General features: G+C 54.4%; 14 protein-coding genes. 9 read left to right on the top strand and 5 right to left on the bottom strand.

The features are described 5' to 3' along the window. Positions 1-70: 70 nt before the first annotated feature. From mnmE to rpmH, 5 genes are all read right to left on the bottom strand, one after another. Entirely contained in the window at positions 71-1,435 is a 1,365-nt protein-coding gene (gene mnmE / locus I6L74_RS08580; RefSeq protein ID WP_059180665.1) for a tRNA uridine-5-carboxymethylaminomethyl(34) synthesis GTPase MnmE, read from the bottom strand. Between the two features lie 72 nt (positions 1,436-1,507). Further along, positions 1,508-3,154, bottom strand: coding sequence for a membrane protein insertase YidC (yidC, locus tag I6L74_RS08585; RefSeq protein ID WP_015961104.1), 1,647 nt, complete (start codon positions 3,152-3,154; stop codon positions 1,508-1,510). Between the two features lie 2 nt (positions 3,155-3,156). Further along, on the bottom strand, positions 3,157-3,414 hold the full coding sequence (gene yidD, locus I6L74_RS08590) for a membrane protein insertion efficiency factor YidD (RefSeq protein ID WP_015585463.1): 258 nt from the start codon (positions 3,412-3,414) through the stop codon (positions 3,157-3,159). Beyond that, on the bottom strand, positions 3,378-3,737 hold the full coding sequence (gene rnpA / locus I6L74_RS08595) for a ribonuclease P protein component (protein ID WP_041689569.1): 360 nt from the start codon (positions 3,735-3,737) through the stop codon (positions 3,378-3,380). Before rnpA ends, yidD begins: the two co-directional genes overlap by 37 nt. Before the next feature lie 16 nt (positions 3,738-3,753). Next, complete coding sequence (gene rpmH, locus I6L74_RS08600; RefSeq protein WP_002220736.1) at positions 3,754-3,894, bottom strand: 50S ribosomal protein L34; 141 nt, start codon at positions 3,892-3,894, stop codon at positions 3,754-3,756. Between the two features lie 601 nt (positions 3,895-4,495). On the opposite strand from rpmH, the gene dnaA reads away from it, so the two are divergent. The 9 genes from dnaA to dgoD all read left to right on the top strand — a co-directional run bounded on the left by dnaA (position 4,496) and on the right by dgoD (position 15,197). Then, on the top strand, positions 4,496-5,890 hold the full coding sequence (gene dnaA, locus I6L74_RS08605; protein WP_041689172.1) for a chromosomal replication initiator protein DnaA: 1,395 nt from the start codon (positions 4,496-4,498) through the stop codon (positions 5,888-5,890). Between the two features lie 4 nt (positions 5,891-5,894). Continuing rightward, on the top strand, positions 5,895-6,995 hold the full coding sequence (dnaN, locus tag I6L74_RS08610; protein ID WP_059180664.1) for a DNA polymerase III subunit beta: 1,101 nt from the start codon (positions 5,895-5,897) through the stop codon (positions 6,993-6,995). Positions 6,996-7,149: 154 nt separating this feature from the next. Beyond that, complete coding sequence (gene recF / locus I6L74_RS08615; RefSeq protein WP_011915271.1) at positions 7,150-8,223, top strand: DNA replication/repair protein RecF; 1,074 nt, start codon at positions 7,150-7,152, stop codon at positions 8,221-8,223. A gap of 28 nt (positions 8,224-8,251) precedes the next feature. Further along, entirely contained in the window at positions 8,252-10,666 is a 2,415-nt protein-coding gene (gene gyrB, locus I6L74_RS08620) for a DNA topoisomerase (ATP-hydrolyzing) subunit B (RefSeq protein WP_059180663.1), read from the top strand. A 182-nt stretch (positions 10,667-10,848) separates the two neighbouring features. Then, positions 10,849-11,661, top strand: a complete 813-nt coding sequence (gene yidA / locus I6L74_RS08625; RefSeq protein ID WP_059180662.1) for a sugar-phosphatase — start codon at positions 10,849-10,851, stop codon at positions 11,659-11,661. 225 nt (positions 11,662-11,886) lie between these two features. Continuing rightward, positions 11,887-12,576 (top strand): D-galactonate utilization transcriptional regulator DgoR, encoded by a 690-nt coding sequence (gene dgoR / locus I6L74_RS08630; protein ID WP_011915274.1) that lies wholly within the window; start codon positions 11,887-11,889, stop codon positions 12,574-12,576. Continuing rightward, complete coding sequence (locus I6L74_RS08635; RefSeq protein ID WP_059180661.1) at positions 12,573-13,451, top strand: 2-dehydro-3-deoxygalactonokinase; 879 nt, start codon at positions 12,573-12,575, stop codon at positions 13,449-13,451. Before dgoR ends, I6L74_RS08635 begins: the two co-directional genes overlap by 4 nt. Beyond that, on the top strand, positions 13,435-14,052 hold the full coding sequence (locus I6L74_RS08640; protein ID WP_059180660.1) for a 2-dehydro-3-deoxy-6-phosphogalactonate aldolase: 618 nt from the start codon (positions 13,435-13,437) through the stop codon (positions 14,050-14,052). Before I6L74_RS08635 ends, I6L74_RS08640 begins: the two co-directional genes overlap by 17 nt. Continuing rightward, the gene (gene dgoD / locus I6L74_RS08645) at positions 14,049-15,197 is read left to right on the top strand and encodes a galactonate dehydratase (RefSeq protein ID WP_059180659.1); all 1,149 of its coding nucleotides are present in this window, start codon (positions 14,049-14,051) and stop codon (positions 15,195-15,197) included. Before I6L74_RS08640 ends, dgoD begins: the two co-directional genes overlap by 4 nt. The last annotated feature ends 79 nt before the right edge of the window (positions 15,198-15,276 follow it).

Consider the following 15,276-nt stretch of genomic DNA (forward strand, 5'->3'; position numbering starts at 1 on the left):
GGTGAAAGTACGAGTTGCCATTTGGACACTAGTGATTTCCTGTCAGGAAATCACTAGGGGATCATGAGGATTATTTACCGATACAGAAGCTGGAGAAAATGCGGCCCAGCAAATCATCTGAGGTAAATTCGCCGGTGATCTCGCTCAGACTCTGCTGCGCCAGGCGCAGCTCTTCTGCCAGCAGTTCTCCCGCCCACGCGCCGAGCAGTTGTGCTTTACCCTGATCGAGGTGATTTGCAGCCGCTTCAAGCGCCTGTAGATGACGACGACGCGCCAGGAAGCCGCCTTCCATATTGGTTTCAAAGCCCATGCTCTGCTTGAGATGGTTACGCAGGTCTTCAATGCCTTCACCGGTTCGAGCCGACAGGCGAATCAGTGAGTGACCGTTTACATCGCTCAGACCCAGCGTTTCGCCGGTCATATCGGCTTTGTTACGCACGACGGTAATCGGTAGCTTAGCGGGCAGACGAGCAATAAAGTCAGGCCAGATATCCGCAGGATCCACTGCGCTGGTGGTAGTGCCATCCACCATAAATAGCACGCGGTCGGCTTGTTCAATTTCATGCCAGGCACGCTCGATGCCGATACGTTCAACTTCGTCGCTGGCATCGCGCAGGCCAGCAGTATCAATAATATGCAGCGGCATGCCGTCGATATGAATGTGTTCGCGCAGAACGTCGCGGGTTGTGCCCGCGATATCGGTCACGATCGCCGCTTCGCGACCTGCAAGGGCGTTCAGCAGGCTTGATTTTCCGGCGTTTGGACGCCCGGCAATCACCACTTTCATCCCTTCGCGGAGCAAACTTCCCTGACGCGCTTCGGCACGAACCGCATCCAGATCGGCCATCACAGTGTTCAGCTGTGCTTCGATTTTGCCGTCAGACAGGAAGTCGATCTCCTCGTCCGGGAAGTCGATGGCCGCTTCGACGTAGATTCGCAGGTGAGTAAGTGCTTCCACAAGGTGATTCACGCGTGCGGAAAACGCACCTTGCAACGAGTTCAGTGCGGAACGGGCCGCTTGTTCGGAACTGGCGTCAATCAGGTCGGCAATGGCTTCGGCCTGGGCCAGATCAAGCTTGTCATTCAGGAACGCACGCTCGGAGAACTCACCCGGTTTAGCGATGCGCAGGCCCGGCAGCGTCAGAATACGTTTTAAAAGCAGGTCGAGGATAACGGGACCGCCGTGACCCTGCAGCTCCAGCACGTCTTCGCCGGTAAAGGAATTTGGGCCGGGGAACCACAGCGCGATGCCCTGATCCAGCGCGGTGCCGTCCGCATCTTTAAATGGGAGATAGTCGGCGTAGCGCGGCTTTGGCAATTTGCCCAGCACGGCTTCGGCCACCTCGCGCGCCTTCAGGCCGGAGATACGCAAAATCCCTACGCCACCGCGTCCTGGTGGGGTTGCCTGGGCGACGATAGTGTCGTTATGGCTCATGGTTTTTCTCGTCAAATACAAATAAAAAAGGCGGTCAAATGACCGCCCTTATTTTAGCGTTATCTTACCGGATTAGGATTTTTTCTTTTCGCGGCTATGCAAACCACGTTTTTCCAGACCACGGTAAATCAGCTGCTGCTGAAGGATCGTCACCAGGTTGCTGACGATATAGTACAGCACCAGACCTGACGGGAACCACAGGAAGAACACGGTGAAGATGACCGGCATAAAGGTCATGATCTTCTGCTGCATCGGGTCGGTCACAGTGGTCGGCGACATCTTCTGAATGAAGAACATCGTGATACCCATCAGGATCGGCAGGATGTAGTACGGGTCCTGTGCAGACAAGTCATGGATCCACAGTGCGAATGGCGCGTGGCGCAATTCAACGGAGCCCATCAGCATGTAGTACAGCGCAAGGAAGATTGGCATCTGAATCAGCAGCGGGAAGCAACCACCCAGAGGGTTTACCTTCTCTGCTTTGTACAGGGCCATCATTTCCTGGCTTTGACGCTGTTTGTCATCGCCCAGACGCTCACGCATCGCCGCAATCTTCGGCTGCAGCATACGCATCTTCGCCATGGAGGTGTACTGCGCCTTGGTCAGCGGGTACATGATGCCACGAACGATAAAGGTGATAACGATGATGGAGAAGCCCCAGTTGCCCAGGAAGCTATGGATCCATTTCAGCAGTTTGAACAGCGGCTGAGAGATGAACCACAACCAACCGTAATCTACCGTCAGATCCAGGTGCGGTGCGACGGCTGCCATTTTATTCTGGATTTCCGGACCGACCCACAGGGTGCTGCCCAGCGTACCGGTTTGACCCGGCTGAACCAGAACCGGCTGTGACTTATAGCCGATAGCGGCGATGCCATTGCCCAGATTTGCAGTATAGAAGTTGTTAACACCGTCGTTGTTCGGCACCCACGCTGTCGCGAAATACTGCTGCAACATCGCAACCCAGCCGCCTTTAGCACTGACGTTCAGGTTTTCGTTATCCGCGATGGTGTCGAATTTGTATTTCTCGTACTTGGTATCTGGCGTGGAGTACGCCGCGCCACGGAAGGTGTGCAGCGCAAAGTTGCTGCTTCCGGTGTCACGGTGAGACGGCAGATTGATGGATTGCTTCAGCTGACCAAACGTCGAAACTTCCAGTGGTTTCGCACTGGTGTTCTGCACGTTATAGCCCACACTCACCGCATACTCACCGCGTTTCAGGGTGAAGGTTTTGGTGAACGTGTTGCCGGCCGCGTCAGTGTAAGTCATCGGGATCGCGAGTTCGTTCTGGCCATCAGCCATCACAAACGTATCTTTATCGACGTTATACAGCGGACGAGCACCGTTAGCCGGGTTATCTGGGCCATCACGACCGGTCAGGCCGCTCTGTGCCTGATAGAGGAACTCTGGCGTCGTTTCCAGTAACTGGAACGGTTCGTTTGACTTCAGCTCTTTCGGGTAGGTCAACAGCAGCGCCTGCTCAATATCACCACCACGGGTGTTGATTGTCAGCTCAAGCACATCGGTTTTAACCGTAATCTGTTTTCCCTGGCCACTGGCCGGTACGCCCTGGTCGGCGGCGCTACCCGCTGCGGTGGTCGTGGTCTGCGTGGTCTGCTGTTGCTGGGGTTGAGGATTTTTATCCTGTTCCCATGCTTGCCAGATCATGAAAGACACGAACAACAAAGCGATGACTAAAAGATTGCGTTGCGAATCCATCGTTAGTGTTCTCTGGTATCAAATGGTCCGGGCGGGACGGGGTCGTCACCACCAGGGTGTAAAGGGTGGCATTTTAATACGCGTTTCACCGTCAACCAACTGCCTTTTATCACTCCAAACCTGCGCAATGCCTCAATTCCGTAGCTAGAGCACGTTGGCGTGAAACGACAATGCGGCCCCAGCAGCGGACTGATCAGGCGCTGATAGACCCTGATAAGGCCTATCAGGACCCGTGAGCCAGGCGACAGTGGCGGCGCCATAGTTTTTCCAACGCTTCCGAGAGAGCACGGTTATCGAGGTCAGCAACCCCCTTTTTCGCCACCACAACGAAATCCATTGACGGAAGTTCGTGTTGACGTAAACGGAAGCTTTCACGCGTCAGACGTTTAATCCGATTGCGTTCATGCGCACGCTTAACGTTTTTCTTGGCGACTGTGAGACCGATGCGGGGATGCCCCAGCGAATTTTGGCGGCCGAGGATGGTGATTTGCGGCGTGCCAGCCCGATATGGCTGCTGGAAGACGAATGTGAAATGAGTGGGAGTTAACAAACGTAACTCCCTGGGAAATGCTAGCTTAACCACTCAGGGGTTAGCTTTATTACTTGGAAACGGTCAGACGAGAACGGCTTTTAGCACGACGACGTGCCAGAACCTGACGACCATTTTTAGTAGCCATACGAGCACGGAAGCCGTGAGAACGGTTGCGCTTCAGTACAGACGGTTGAAAAGTGCGTTTCATGGCGGTTTCTACCTAAACTTGAATAAATTCACTGACTTTCGCGTATACCCGAACGATTAACGAACGACTAACGCCTCAGCGTGGGTGATTAAAGAGGCCGGATTGTAATAATTGTACACTCCGGAGTCAATTCTCTTTCCTTATTTCCCGCGTATTTCCGCACCTTTTCGCGTGGAAAATGAACAACGGTCCGACGCAGGAAGTCGAGCATCACGCGCCGGGTGGAGGATTATACGACCTCCCAACCAAATCGCAAGGATCGTCCAGGATCTTCATGAGATCATTTAAGCAGAAAATTGTCTTTGCTCATTAAATTTTCCAATATGCGGGCCAAATCGTGCGTGCTCCAGCCAGGATCGATTACACTTACCCGGTTTCGGATCTTCCTGTGGATAAATCGGGAAGAATCTGTGAGAAACAGAAGATCTCTGGCTCAGTTTAGGCTATGATCCGCGGTCCTGATCGGGATCCCAGTGGGTCAGGTCAGGCAAAATTGCAGATAGCAATTCGCACGTCACCCTTTTGCACAGGGTCTTGTCGACGTGTGCCAACAATCACGATTATTCAGTGTCTTTCTTTTATTGTTCGAGTGGAGTCCGCCGTGTCACTTTCGCTTTGGCAGCAATGTCTTGCCCGATTGCAGGATGAGTTACCAGCCACAGAATTCAGTATGTGGATCCGCCCGTTGCAGGCGGAACTGAGCGATAACACGCTGGCTTTGTATGCGCCAAACCGTTTCGTGCTCGATTGGGTAAGGGATAAATACCTCAATAACATCAATGGATTGCTTAACGATTTTTGCGGAGCAGATGCCCCGCAGCTGCGTTTTGAGGTGGGGACGAAACCCGTCACCCAGACCGTCAGAGAGACCGTGAACGTAGCGGCTCCCGCACAGATTCATGTGCCTACTCCACGCATCATCCAGCCCGCACGTTCGGGTTGGGACAACGTTCCAGCCCCCGCGGAACCGACCTACCGCTCCAACGTTAACGTTAAACATACGTTTGATAACTTTGTAGAAGGTAAATCGAACCAGCTGGCGCGTGCTGCGGCCCGTCAGGTTGCGGACAACCCAGGCGGCGCCTATAACCCACTGTTCCTTTATGGCGGCACTGGCTTAGGTAAAACGCACTTGCTGCATGCGGTGGGCAACGGCATTGTGGCGCGCAAGCCCAACGCAAAAGTAGTGTATATGCACTCCGAGCGCTTCGTTCAGGACATGGTAAAAGCCCTGCAAAACAACGCGATCGAAGAGTTTAAACGCTACTACCGCTCCGTCGATGCGCTGTTGATCGATGACATTCAATTCTTTGCCAATAAAGAACGATCCCAGGAAGAGTTTTTCCACACCTTCAACGCATTGCTTGAAGGCAATCAGCAGATCATTTTGACCTCGGATCGTTACCCAAAAGAGATCAACGGCGTTGAAGATCGTCTAAAATCTCGTTTTGGTTGGGGTCTGACCGTGGCGATCGAGCCGCCGGAGCTGGAAACCCGCGTTGCGATCCTGATGAAAAAAGCGGACGAAAACGACATTCGCCTGCCGGGTGAAGTGGCGTTCTTTATTGCTAAGCGACTGCGTTCCAACGTTCGTGAGCTGGAAGGCGCGCTGAATCGTGTGATTGCCAACGCCAATTTTACGGGCCGCGCGATTACCATTGATTTCGTGCGTGAAGCGCTACGCGATCTGCTGGCGCTTCAGGAAAAACTGGTTACCATCGACAATATCCAGAAGACGGTGGCCGAGTATTACAAAATCAAAATTGCCGACTTGCTGTCCAAGCGTCGTTCTCGCTCGGTAGCGCGTCCGCGTCAGATGGCGATGGCACTGGCAAAAGAGCTGACCAACCACAGTCTGCCGGAAATTGGCGACGCGTTTGGTGGCCGTGACCATACGACCGTCCTTCATGCCTGCCGTAAGATTGAGCAGTTACGTGAAGAAAGCCATGACATAAAAGAAGATTTTTCCAATTTAATCAGAACCCTATCATCGTGACGCTATGAAATTTACCGTTGAACGTGAACATTTATTAAAACCGCTGCAACAGGTGAGTGGCCCATTAGGTGGCCGCCCGACGCTGCCTATTCTTGGCAATCTGCTATTGCAGGTCGCTGACGGCACGCTGTCGCTGACGGGAACCGATCTTGAAATGGAAATGGTTGCTCGTGTGACGCTGTCTCAGCCACATGATGCAGGCGCAACGACTGTCCCGGCGCGTAAATTCTTTGATATTTGCCGTGGATTGCCAGAGGGCGCGGAAATTGCTGTGCAGCTGGAAGGCGACCGTATTCTGGTGCGTTCTGGCCGCAGTCGTTTCTCACTCTCAACGCTGCCTGCGATTGATTTTCCGAACCTCGACGACTGGCAAAGTGAAGTTGAATTCACCCTGCCGCAGGCGACGATGAAACGTCTGATTGAAGCCACCCAGTTTTCGATGGCGCATCAGGACGTTCGTTACTATTTAAACGGCATGCTGTTCGAAACCGAAGGTGAAGAACTCCGTACCGTGGCGACCGACGGCCACCGTCTGGCGGTCTGCTCGATGCCCATTGGCGTGACGTTGCCCAGCCATTCGGTGATCGTCCCGCGTAAAGGCGTGATTGAGCTGATGCGTATGCTCGACGGCGGCGAAAACCCGCTGCGCGTGCAAATTGGTAGCAATAATATTCGCGCACACGTTGGCGATTTTATCTTTACGTCCAAGCTGGTTGATGGTCGTTTCCCTGATTATCGCCGCGTTTTGCCGAAGAATCCGGACAAAACGCTGGAGGCGGGCTGCGATATCCTTAAACAGGCCTTTGCCCGTGCAGCGATCCTCTCAAACGAGAAATTCCGCGGCGTGCGTCTGTACGTGAGTGAAAACCAGATCAAAATCACCGCGAATAACCCGGAGCAGGAAGAGGCAGAAGAGATTCTGGACGTCACCTACGCCGGGACTGAAATGGAAATCGGCTTCAACGTCAGCTACGTGCTGGATGTACTGAATGCGCTGAAATGCGAGAACGTTCGTATTCTGCTGACCGATTCGGTTTCAAGCGTGCAGATTGAAGATGCGGCCTCACAAAGCGCAGCCTACGTCGTCATGCCAATGCGCCTCTAGTGGAAAATATCGGGCTATCTTACTTGCCATTTTCAACCTGGGCTGTACTCGCCCCTGTCGCGTACTCCGTGTACGCTCCAGGGTCTGCGCGCAGTCCGCGTTGAAACTGGCTGCGCCGATTACGCCCTGGATCTATGGATCAATGTACTGATATATGTCACTGACGCGCCTGCTCATCAAAGACTTCCGCAATATCGAAAATGCGGATCTCGCTTTATCTCCCGGCTTTAATTTCCTGGTCGGCGCTAACGGCAGCGGGAAAACCAGCGTGCTGGAAGCGATCTACACGCTGGGTCATGGCCGCGCCTTTCGCAGCTTGCAGGTGGGGCGCGTCATCCGTCATGAACAGGAATCGTTTATTCTGCACGGTCGATTACAGGGCAGCGAGCGTGAAACCTCGATTGGTCTGACGAAAGACAAGCAGGGCGACAGCAAAGTGCGCATCGACGGCACCGATGGGCACAAAGTTGCTGAGCTGGCCTTGCTGATGCCGATGCAGCTGATTACGCCTGAGGGGTTTACGTTACTCAACGGCGGCCCCAAATACAGAAGAGCATTCCTCGATTGGGGATGTTTTCACAACGAAGCGGGTTTCTTTAACGCCTGGAGCAATCTTAAGCGACTGCTCAAACAGCGCAATGCCGCGCTGCGACAGGTTACTCGTTACGCGCAGGTGCGCCCGTGGGATATGGAACTGGTCCCCCTTGCGGAGCAAATCAGCCGCTGGCGAGCCGAATACAGCGCAGGCATTGCCGAAGATATGGCGGATACCTGCAAACAATTTCTACCCGAGTTTTCTCTCACCTTCTCCTTCCAGCGCGGCTGGGAGAAAGAGACGGATTATGCCGAAGTGCTGGAGAGAAGCTTCGAACGCGACCGCATGCTGACCTATACCGCGCACGGCCCACACAAAGCGGACTTCCGCATTCGTGCCGACGGCGCACCGGTCGAAGATACCTTGTCGCGCGGACAGCTCAAACTCCTGATGTGCGCACTGCGTTTGGCGCAAGGGGAGTTCCTCACCCGCGAAAGTGGGCGGCGCTGTCTGTATCTGATAGATGATTTTGCCTCGGAACTCGACGACGCACGGCGCGGACTGCTTGCCAGCCGCTTAAAAGCCACGCAGTCGCAGGTTTTCGTCAGCGCAATTAGCGCTGAACACGTTCTGGACATGTCGGACAAAAATTCGAAGATGTTCACCGTGGAAAAGGGTAAAATAACGGATTAACCCAAGAATAAATGAGCGAGAAACGTTGATGTCGAATTCTTATGACTCCTCCAGTATCAAAGTCCTGAAAGGGCTGGATGCGGTGCGTAAGCGCCCAGGTATGTATATCGGCGATACCGATGACGGCACCGGTCTGCACCACATGGTATTCGAGGTTGTGGATAACGCTATCGACGAAGCACTCGCGGGTCACTGTAAAGATATTATCGTCACCATTCACGGCGATAACTCCGTTTCCGTACAGGATGATGGCCGTGGTATCCCGACCGGTATTCACCCGGAAGAGGGCGTGTCTGCTGCAGAAGTCATCATGACCGTTCTGCACGCGGGCGGTAAGTTCGATGATAACTCGTATAAAGTGTCCGGCGGTCTGCACGGTGTTGGCGTTTCCGTTGTGAACGCCCTGTCGCAGAAGCTGGAACTGGTTATCTACCGCGAAGGTAAAGCGCATCACCAGGTGTATTCTCACGGCGTGCCGCAGGCTCCGCTGACCGTCACTGGCGACACGGAAAAAACCGGTACCACCGTACGTTTCTGGCCGAGCCACGAGACGTTTTCTAACGTGGTTGAATTTGAATACGAAATTCTGGCAAAACGCCTGCGCGAGCTGTCATTCCTGAACTCTGGCGTGTCGATTCGTCTGCGCGATAAGCGTGACGGCAAAGAAGACCATTTCCACTACGAAGGCGGCATCAAGGCATTTGTTGAGTATCTCAACAAAAACAAAACGCCTATTCACCCGAATATCTTCTATTTCTCCACCGAAAAAGACGGTATCGGCGTCGAAGTTGCGCTGCAGTGGAACGATGGTTTCCAGGAAAATATCTACTGCTTCACTAACAACATTCCGCAGCGTGATGGCGGCGCACACCTTGTCGGTTTCCGTACGGCGATGACCCGTACGCTGAACGCCTACATGGATAAAGAAGGCTACAGCAAAAAAGCGAAAGTCAGCGCGACCGGTGATGATGCCCGTGAAGGCCTGATTGCTGTGGTATCAGTCAAAGTACCGGACCCGAAATTCTCCTCTCAGACCAAAGACAAACTGGTTTCTTCCGAGGTGAAAACCGCCGTTGAACAGCAGATGAACGAACTGCTGAGCGAATACCTGCTGGAAAACCCGTCTGACGCGAAAATCGTGGTCGGCAAAATTATCGATGCGGCACGTGCGCGTGAAGCGGCGCGTAAAGCCCGTGAAATGACTCGCCGTAAAGGTGCGCTGGATCTGGCGGGCCTGCCGGGCAAACTGGCGGACTGCCAGGAACGCGATCCGGCTCGCTCCGAACTGTACCTGGTGGAAGGTGACTCTGCGGGCGGGTCTGCGAAGCAGGGCCGTAACCGTAAGAACCAGGCGATTCTGCCGTTGAAGGGTAAAATCCTCAACGTTGAGAAAGCGCGTTTCGACAAAATGCTCTCTTCTCAGGAAGTGGCTACGCTTATCACGGCTCTCGGCTGTGGTATCGGTCGTGACGAGTACAACCCGGATAAACTGCGCTATCACAGCATCATCATCATGACCGATGCGGACGTCGATGGTTCACACATCCGTACGCTGTTGCTGACGTTCTTCTACCGTCAGATGCCAGAAATCGTTGAACGTGGCCACATCTACATTGCACAGCCACCGCTGTACAAAGTGAAGAAAGGCAAGCAAGAACAGTACATTAAAGACGATGAAGCGATGGACCAGTACCAGATCTCTATCGCTCTGGACGGTGCTTCTCTGCACGCCAACGCGTTCGCTCCGGCGCTGGCGGGTGAGCCTCTTGAAAAACTGGTTTCTGAGTACAACGCGACGCAGAAAATGATTGGCCGTATGGAGCGTCGCTTCCCGCGCACGCTGCTGAAGGCGCTGGTTTATCAGCCAACGCTGACCGAAGCCGATCTGAGCGATGAGCAGACCGTGACTCGCTGGATTAACCAGCTGATCACCGAGCTGAATGAGAACGAGCAGCATGGCAGCATGTGGAAGTTTGATGTCCGCGAAAATGCTGAGCTGCACCAGTTCGAGCCAATCGTTCGTGTGCGTACTCACGGCGTAGATACCGATTATCCGCTGGATCATGAGTTTGTGACCGGTGGCGAATACCGTCGTCTTTGTACGCTGGGCGAGAAGCTGCGCGGTCTGATCGAAGACGATGCCTTCATCGAACGTGGCGAGCGCCGTCAGCCTGTTGCCAGCTTTGAGCAGGCGCTGGAATGGCTGGTCAAAGAGTCCCGTCGTGGTCTGTATATTCAGCGTTATAAAGGTCTGGGTGAAATGAACCCGGATCAGCTGTGGGAAACGACGATGGATCCGGAAAGCCGCCGTATGCTGCGCGTGACCGTGAAAGATGCGATTGCTGCCGACCAGCTGTTCACGACATTGATGGGCGATGCCGTAGAACCGCGCCGCGCCTTCATTGAAGAGAACGCCCTGAAAGCCGCGAATATCGATATCTAAGTTGTAAAACTCCCTCGTCCCGCTCTCTTCCCTTTGGGAAAGGGGCGGGGTGAGGGGGAAAACACCTCACAAAAGAGGAATCCCCTTCCTCAACTCCATCCCCCTTTCTCCACGACTCTTTTACTGTTTTCCGTGCGGAATCGCGTTAGCATGAGGACAGACTCATTTAAATCGGGGATCTCATGGCCATTAAACTCATTGCAATCGACATGGACGGCACATTGCTGCTGCCAGACCACACTATTTCTCCTGCTGTTAAAAAGGCGATTGCCGCCGCGCGCGCAAAAGGCGTGAATGTGGTGCTGACCACGGGGCGTCCCTATGCCGGCGTTCACAGCTATCTGACAGAGCTGCACATGAATGAGCCCGGTGATTACTGCATCACCTATAACGGCGCGCTGGTACAGAAAGCCGCTGACGGCAGCACCGTGGCGCAAACGGCATTGAGCTATGACGATTACCTGTACCTCGAAAAACTGTCACGCGAAGTCGGTTCCCATTTCCACGCGCTCGATCGCAATACGCTCTACACCGCTAACCGCGATATCAGCTACTACACCGTCCATGAATCCTTTGTCGCCACCATTCCGCTGGTGTTCTGCGAAGCCGAGAAAATGGATCCGAGCACGCAATTCCTGAAAGTCATGATGATTGACGAGCCCGCGATTCTGGATCAGGCGATTGCCCGCATTCCGGCGGAGGTAAAAGAGAAATATACCGTGCTGAAAAGTGCGCCGTACTTCCTCGAAATCCTCGATAAACGCGTCAATAAGGGCACGGGCGTAAAATCGCTGGCCGACGCGCTGGGCATCAAACCGGAAGAGATCATGACCCTTGGCGATCAGGAAAACGACATCGCAATGATCGAATACGCAGGGATGGGCGTAGCGATGGAAAACGCGATCCCGTCGGTGAAAGATGTCGCCAATTTCGTGACCAAATCCAACCTGGAAGACGGCGTTGCCTACGCTATCGAGAAATTTGTCCTGAATTAAGCCTGACTCAACTCATCAGCCTCGGTTATAGACCGGGGCTTTTTTTTGCCTTCATATTAATGAATTGTTCTTTTTGTGATCTGGATTGTAGTACAACTAATTCATGTTGTACTACATTACCAACACAGCAATGACGAACGACCTCACGTTTGTACTGCAAAAGTGAGGCGAAAATCAGCGGTCGCGGTAAAGTAGTGATGGACACATAGAGCACAAGGACTCTCCATGACGCTGAATAAAACCGACCGCATCGTTATCACGCTGGGCAACCAGATTGTGAGCGGCAAATACGTACCCGGCTCGCCGCTACCCGCAGAAGCGGAGCTCTGCGAAGAGTTTGAAACTTCGCGCAATATCATCCGCGAAGTGTTTCGTTCGCTGATGGCGAAGCGGCTGATCGAAATGAAACGTTACCGTGGCGCGTTTGTTGCCCCGCGTAACCAGTGGAATTACCTCGACACCGATGTCCTGCAGTGGGTACTGGAAAACGACTACGACCCGCGTCTGATTGGCGCGATGAGCGAGGTGCGAAACCTGGTGGAACCGGCCATCGCACGCTGGGCGGCGGAACGCGCGACCTCGGGCGATCTGGCGCAAATTGAGTCGGCGCTTAACGACATGATTGCTAACAATCAGGATCGGGATGCCTTTAACGAAGCGGATATCCGCTACCACGAGGCGGTGTTGCAGTCAGTTCACAACCCGGTTCTGCAGCAGCTTAGCGTCGCGATCAGCTCGCTACAGCGCGCAGTATTTGAACGGACCTGGATGGGCGATGAGGCCAACATGCCGAAGACGCTCCAGGAACATAAAGCGTTGTTCGATGCGATACGGCATCAGGACAGCGATGCGGCAGAGCAGGCGGCGCTCACCATGATCGCCAGCTCAACACGAAGGCTAAAGGAAATCACATGACATCTCGCTACATCGCTATTGACTGGGGATCGACCAATCTGCGCGCCTGGCTTTATCAGGACGACAGATGCCTGGAAAGCAGGCAATCCGAAGCAGGCGTGACGCGCCTGAACGGTAAATCCCCCGAGGCGGTGTTAGCAGAGGTGACAGCGGGCTGGCGCGATAGCACCACACCGGTAGTGATGGCTGGAATGGTAGGCAGCAACGTCGGCTGGAAAATTGCCCCGTATTTGCCCGTTCCTGCCTATTTCTCTGCCATTGGTGAGCAGTTAACGTCCGTTGGCGACAAAATCTGGATCATCCCAGGCTTATGCGTGTCTCGCGACGATAACCATAACGTGATGCGCGGCGAAGAAACGCAGCTGCTCGGCGCGCGCTCACTTTCTCCTTCTTCTGTGTACGTGATGCCCGGTACCCACTGTAAATGGGTGCTGGCGGATGGCGAGAAAATCCACGATTTTCGTACCGTGATGACCGGTGAACTGCACCATTTGCTGCTGCGTCATTCGCTGGTTGGCGCGGGTTTACCGGAGCAAAAAAACGCGCCCGCCGCCTTCACTGCCGGGCTTGAGCGGGGTCTCGCCTCGCCTGCCGTTCTGCCACAACTTTTTGAAGTTCGCGCGTCACACGTGCTGGGAAATCTCCCGCGTGAAGAGGTCAGCGAATTTCTGTCCGGCCTGCTGATTGGCGCTGAAGTCGCCAGCATGCGCGATTTCATCGCCCACGAGCAGGCCATCACGATCGTCGCCGGTTCATCGTTAACGTCGCGTTACCAGCAGGCGTTCAGCGCCATTGGACGCAATGTTGCAACCGTGGCAGGCGATACGGCATTTCAGGCAGGCATAAGGAGCATCGCTCATGCAGTGGCAAACTAATCTTCCTCTTATCGCGATTTTGCGCGGCATCACGCCGGACGACGCGCTGGCGCACGTTGGCGCCGTTATTGACGCCGGATTTGACGCGGTCGAAATCCCGCTGAACTCGCCGCAATGGGAGAAAAGCATTCCTGTGGTCGTTGATGCGTACGGTCATAAAGCGCTGATTGGAGCCGGTACGGTTCTGAAACCTGAACAGGTGGACCAGCTCGCGAAAATGGGCTGCAAGCTCATCGTCACGCCGAACATCAATCCAGAGGTGATTCGCCGCGCAGTCAGTTACGGCATGACCGTCTGCCCAGGATGCGCCACGGCGACAGAGGCGTTTACCGCGCTGGATGCGGGCTCGCAGGCGCTGAAAATTTTCCCGTCGTCGGCCTTCGGCCCGGACTACATCAAAGCGTTGAAAGCCGTGCTTCCGGCGGATGTTCCGGTCTTCGCTGTAGGCGGCGTGACGCCAGAAAACCTGGCGCAATGGTTGAAAGCCGGTTGTGTGGGCGCAGGCCTGGGCAGCGATTTGTATCGCGCAGGACAGTCCGTGGAACGTACCGCAGAGCAGGCAGCCGCATTTGTTAAGGCGTATCGAGAGGCAGTGAAATGAAAATAACCAACATCACCACGTACCGTTTACCCCCGCGCTGGATGTTTTTGAAAATCGAAACTGACGAAGGCGTCGTTGGCTGGGGCGAGCCGGTCATCGAAGGCCGCGCACGTACCGTCGAAGCGGCGGTACATGAGCTAAAAGAATATTTAATTGGTCAGGACCCGGCGCGCATCAACGACCTGTGGCAAGTCATGTACCGCGCAGGTTTTTACCGCGGCGGCCCGATTCTGATGAGCGCTATCGCGGGTATCGATCAGGCGCTGTGGGACATCAAAGGCAAAGTGCTGAACGCGCCGGTATGGCAGCTGATGGGCGGTTTGGTTCGCGACAAAATAAAAGCCTACAGCTGGGTCGGCGGTGATCGTCCGGCGGAAGTGATCGACGGGATTAAAACTCTGCGCAACATCGGCTTTGATACCTTCAAGCTGAACGGCTGCGAAGAGATGGGCATCATTGATAACTCGCGCGCGGTGGACAAAGCGGTGAATACCGTAGCGCAGATCCGCGAAGCTTTCGGCAATGAAATTGAATTTGGTCTCGATTTCCACGGTCGCGTCAGCGCCCCGATGGCGAAAGTGCTGATCAAAGAACTTGAGCAATATCGCCCGCTGTTTATCGAAGAACCCGTGCTGGCGGAACAGGCCGAGTACTATCCGAAACTGGCGGCGCAAACCCATATTCCGATTGCGGCGGGCGAACGTATGTTCTCGCGCTTCGAATTCAAACGCGTGCTTGAAGCGGGTGGCCTGGCGATTCTGCAGCCGGATCTGTCACACGCAGGCGGTATCACCGAATGCTACAAAATCGCCGGGATGGCGGAAGCCTACGACGTGGCATTAGCGCCGCATTGCCCACTGGGACCGATCGCACTGGCGGCCTGTCTGCACGTGGACTTCGTTTCGCGCAACGCAGTGTTCCAGGAACAGAGCATGGGCATTCACTATAACAAGGGCGCGGAACTGCTCGATTTTGTGAAAAACAAAGAAGACTTCAACATGGAAGGCGGTTTCTTTAAACCGTTAACGAAGCCAGGACTGGGCGTGGAAATCGATGAAGCCAAAGTCATTGAGCTGAGTAAAAATGCGCCGGACTGGCGTAATCCGTTGTGGCGGCATGAAGATGGATCGGTCGCAGAATGGTAAATGCGCGGCATATTTCGCGCTGGTGATGCGTTGGCTGCGCTTTCTTACCCCGGTCACATACTTTTTGTATGCTCCCGGG

The sequence above is a fragment of the Lelliottia amnigena genome (assembly GCF_019047465.1).
In the GTDB taxonomy this organism is placed as follows: domain Bacteria; phylum Pseudomonadota; class Gammaproteobacteria; order Enterobacterales; family Enterobacteriaceae; genus Enterobacter; species Enterobacter amnigenus.

Excerpts from the sequence above, each read along its gene's own strand:
- mnmE (WP_059180665.1), bottom strand. The coding sequence starts at position 1,435 with ATGAGCCATAACGACACTATCGTCGCCCAGGCAACCCCACCAGGACGC.
- yidC (WP_015961104.1), bottom strand. The coding sequence starts at position 3,154 with ATGGATTCGCAACGCAATCTTTTAGTCATCGCTTTGTTGTTCGTGTCT.
- yidD (WP_015585463.1), bottom strand. The coding sequence starts at position 3,414 with ATGGCGCCGCCACTGTCGCCTGGCTCACGGGTCCTGATAGGCCTTATC.
- rpmH (WP_002220736.1), bottom strand. The coding sequence starts at position 3,894 with ATGAAACGCACTTTTCAACCGTCTGTACTGAAGCGCAACCGTTCTCAC.
- dnaN (WP_059180664.1), top strand. The coding sequence starts at position 5,895 with ATGAAATTTACCGTTGAACGTGAACATTTATTAAAACCGCTGCAACAG.
- recF (WP_011915271.1), top strand. The coding sequence starts at position 7,150 with ATGTCACTGACGCGCCTGCTCATCAAAGACTTCCGCAATATCGAAAAT.
- gyrB (WP_059180663.1), top strand. The coding sequence starts at position 8,252 with ATGTCGAATTCTTATGACTCCTCCAGTATCAAAGTCCTGAAAGGGCTG.
- yidA (WP_059180662.1), top strand. The coding sequence starts at position 10,849 with ATGGCCATTAAACTCATTGCAATCGACATGGACGGCACATTGCTGCTG.
- dgoR (WP_011915274.1), top strand. The coding sequence starts at position 11,887 with ATGACGCTGAATAAAACCGACCGCATCGTTATCACGCTGGGCAACCAG.
- I6L74_RS08635 (WP_059180661.1), top strand. The coding sequence starts at position 12,573 with ATGACATCTCGCTACATCGCTATTGACTGGGGATCGACCAATCTGCGC.
- I6L74_RS08640 (WP_059180660.1), top strand. The coding sequence starts at position 13,435 with ATGCAGTGGCAAACTAATCTTCCTCTTATCGCGATTTTGCGCGGCATC.
- dgoD (WP_059180659.1), top strand. The coding sequence starts at position 14,049 with ATGAAAATAACCAACATCACCACGTACCGTTTACCCCCGCGCTGGATG.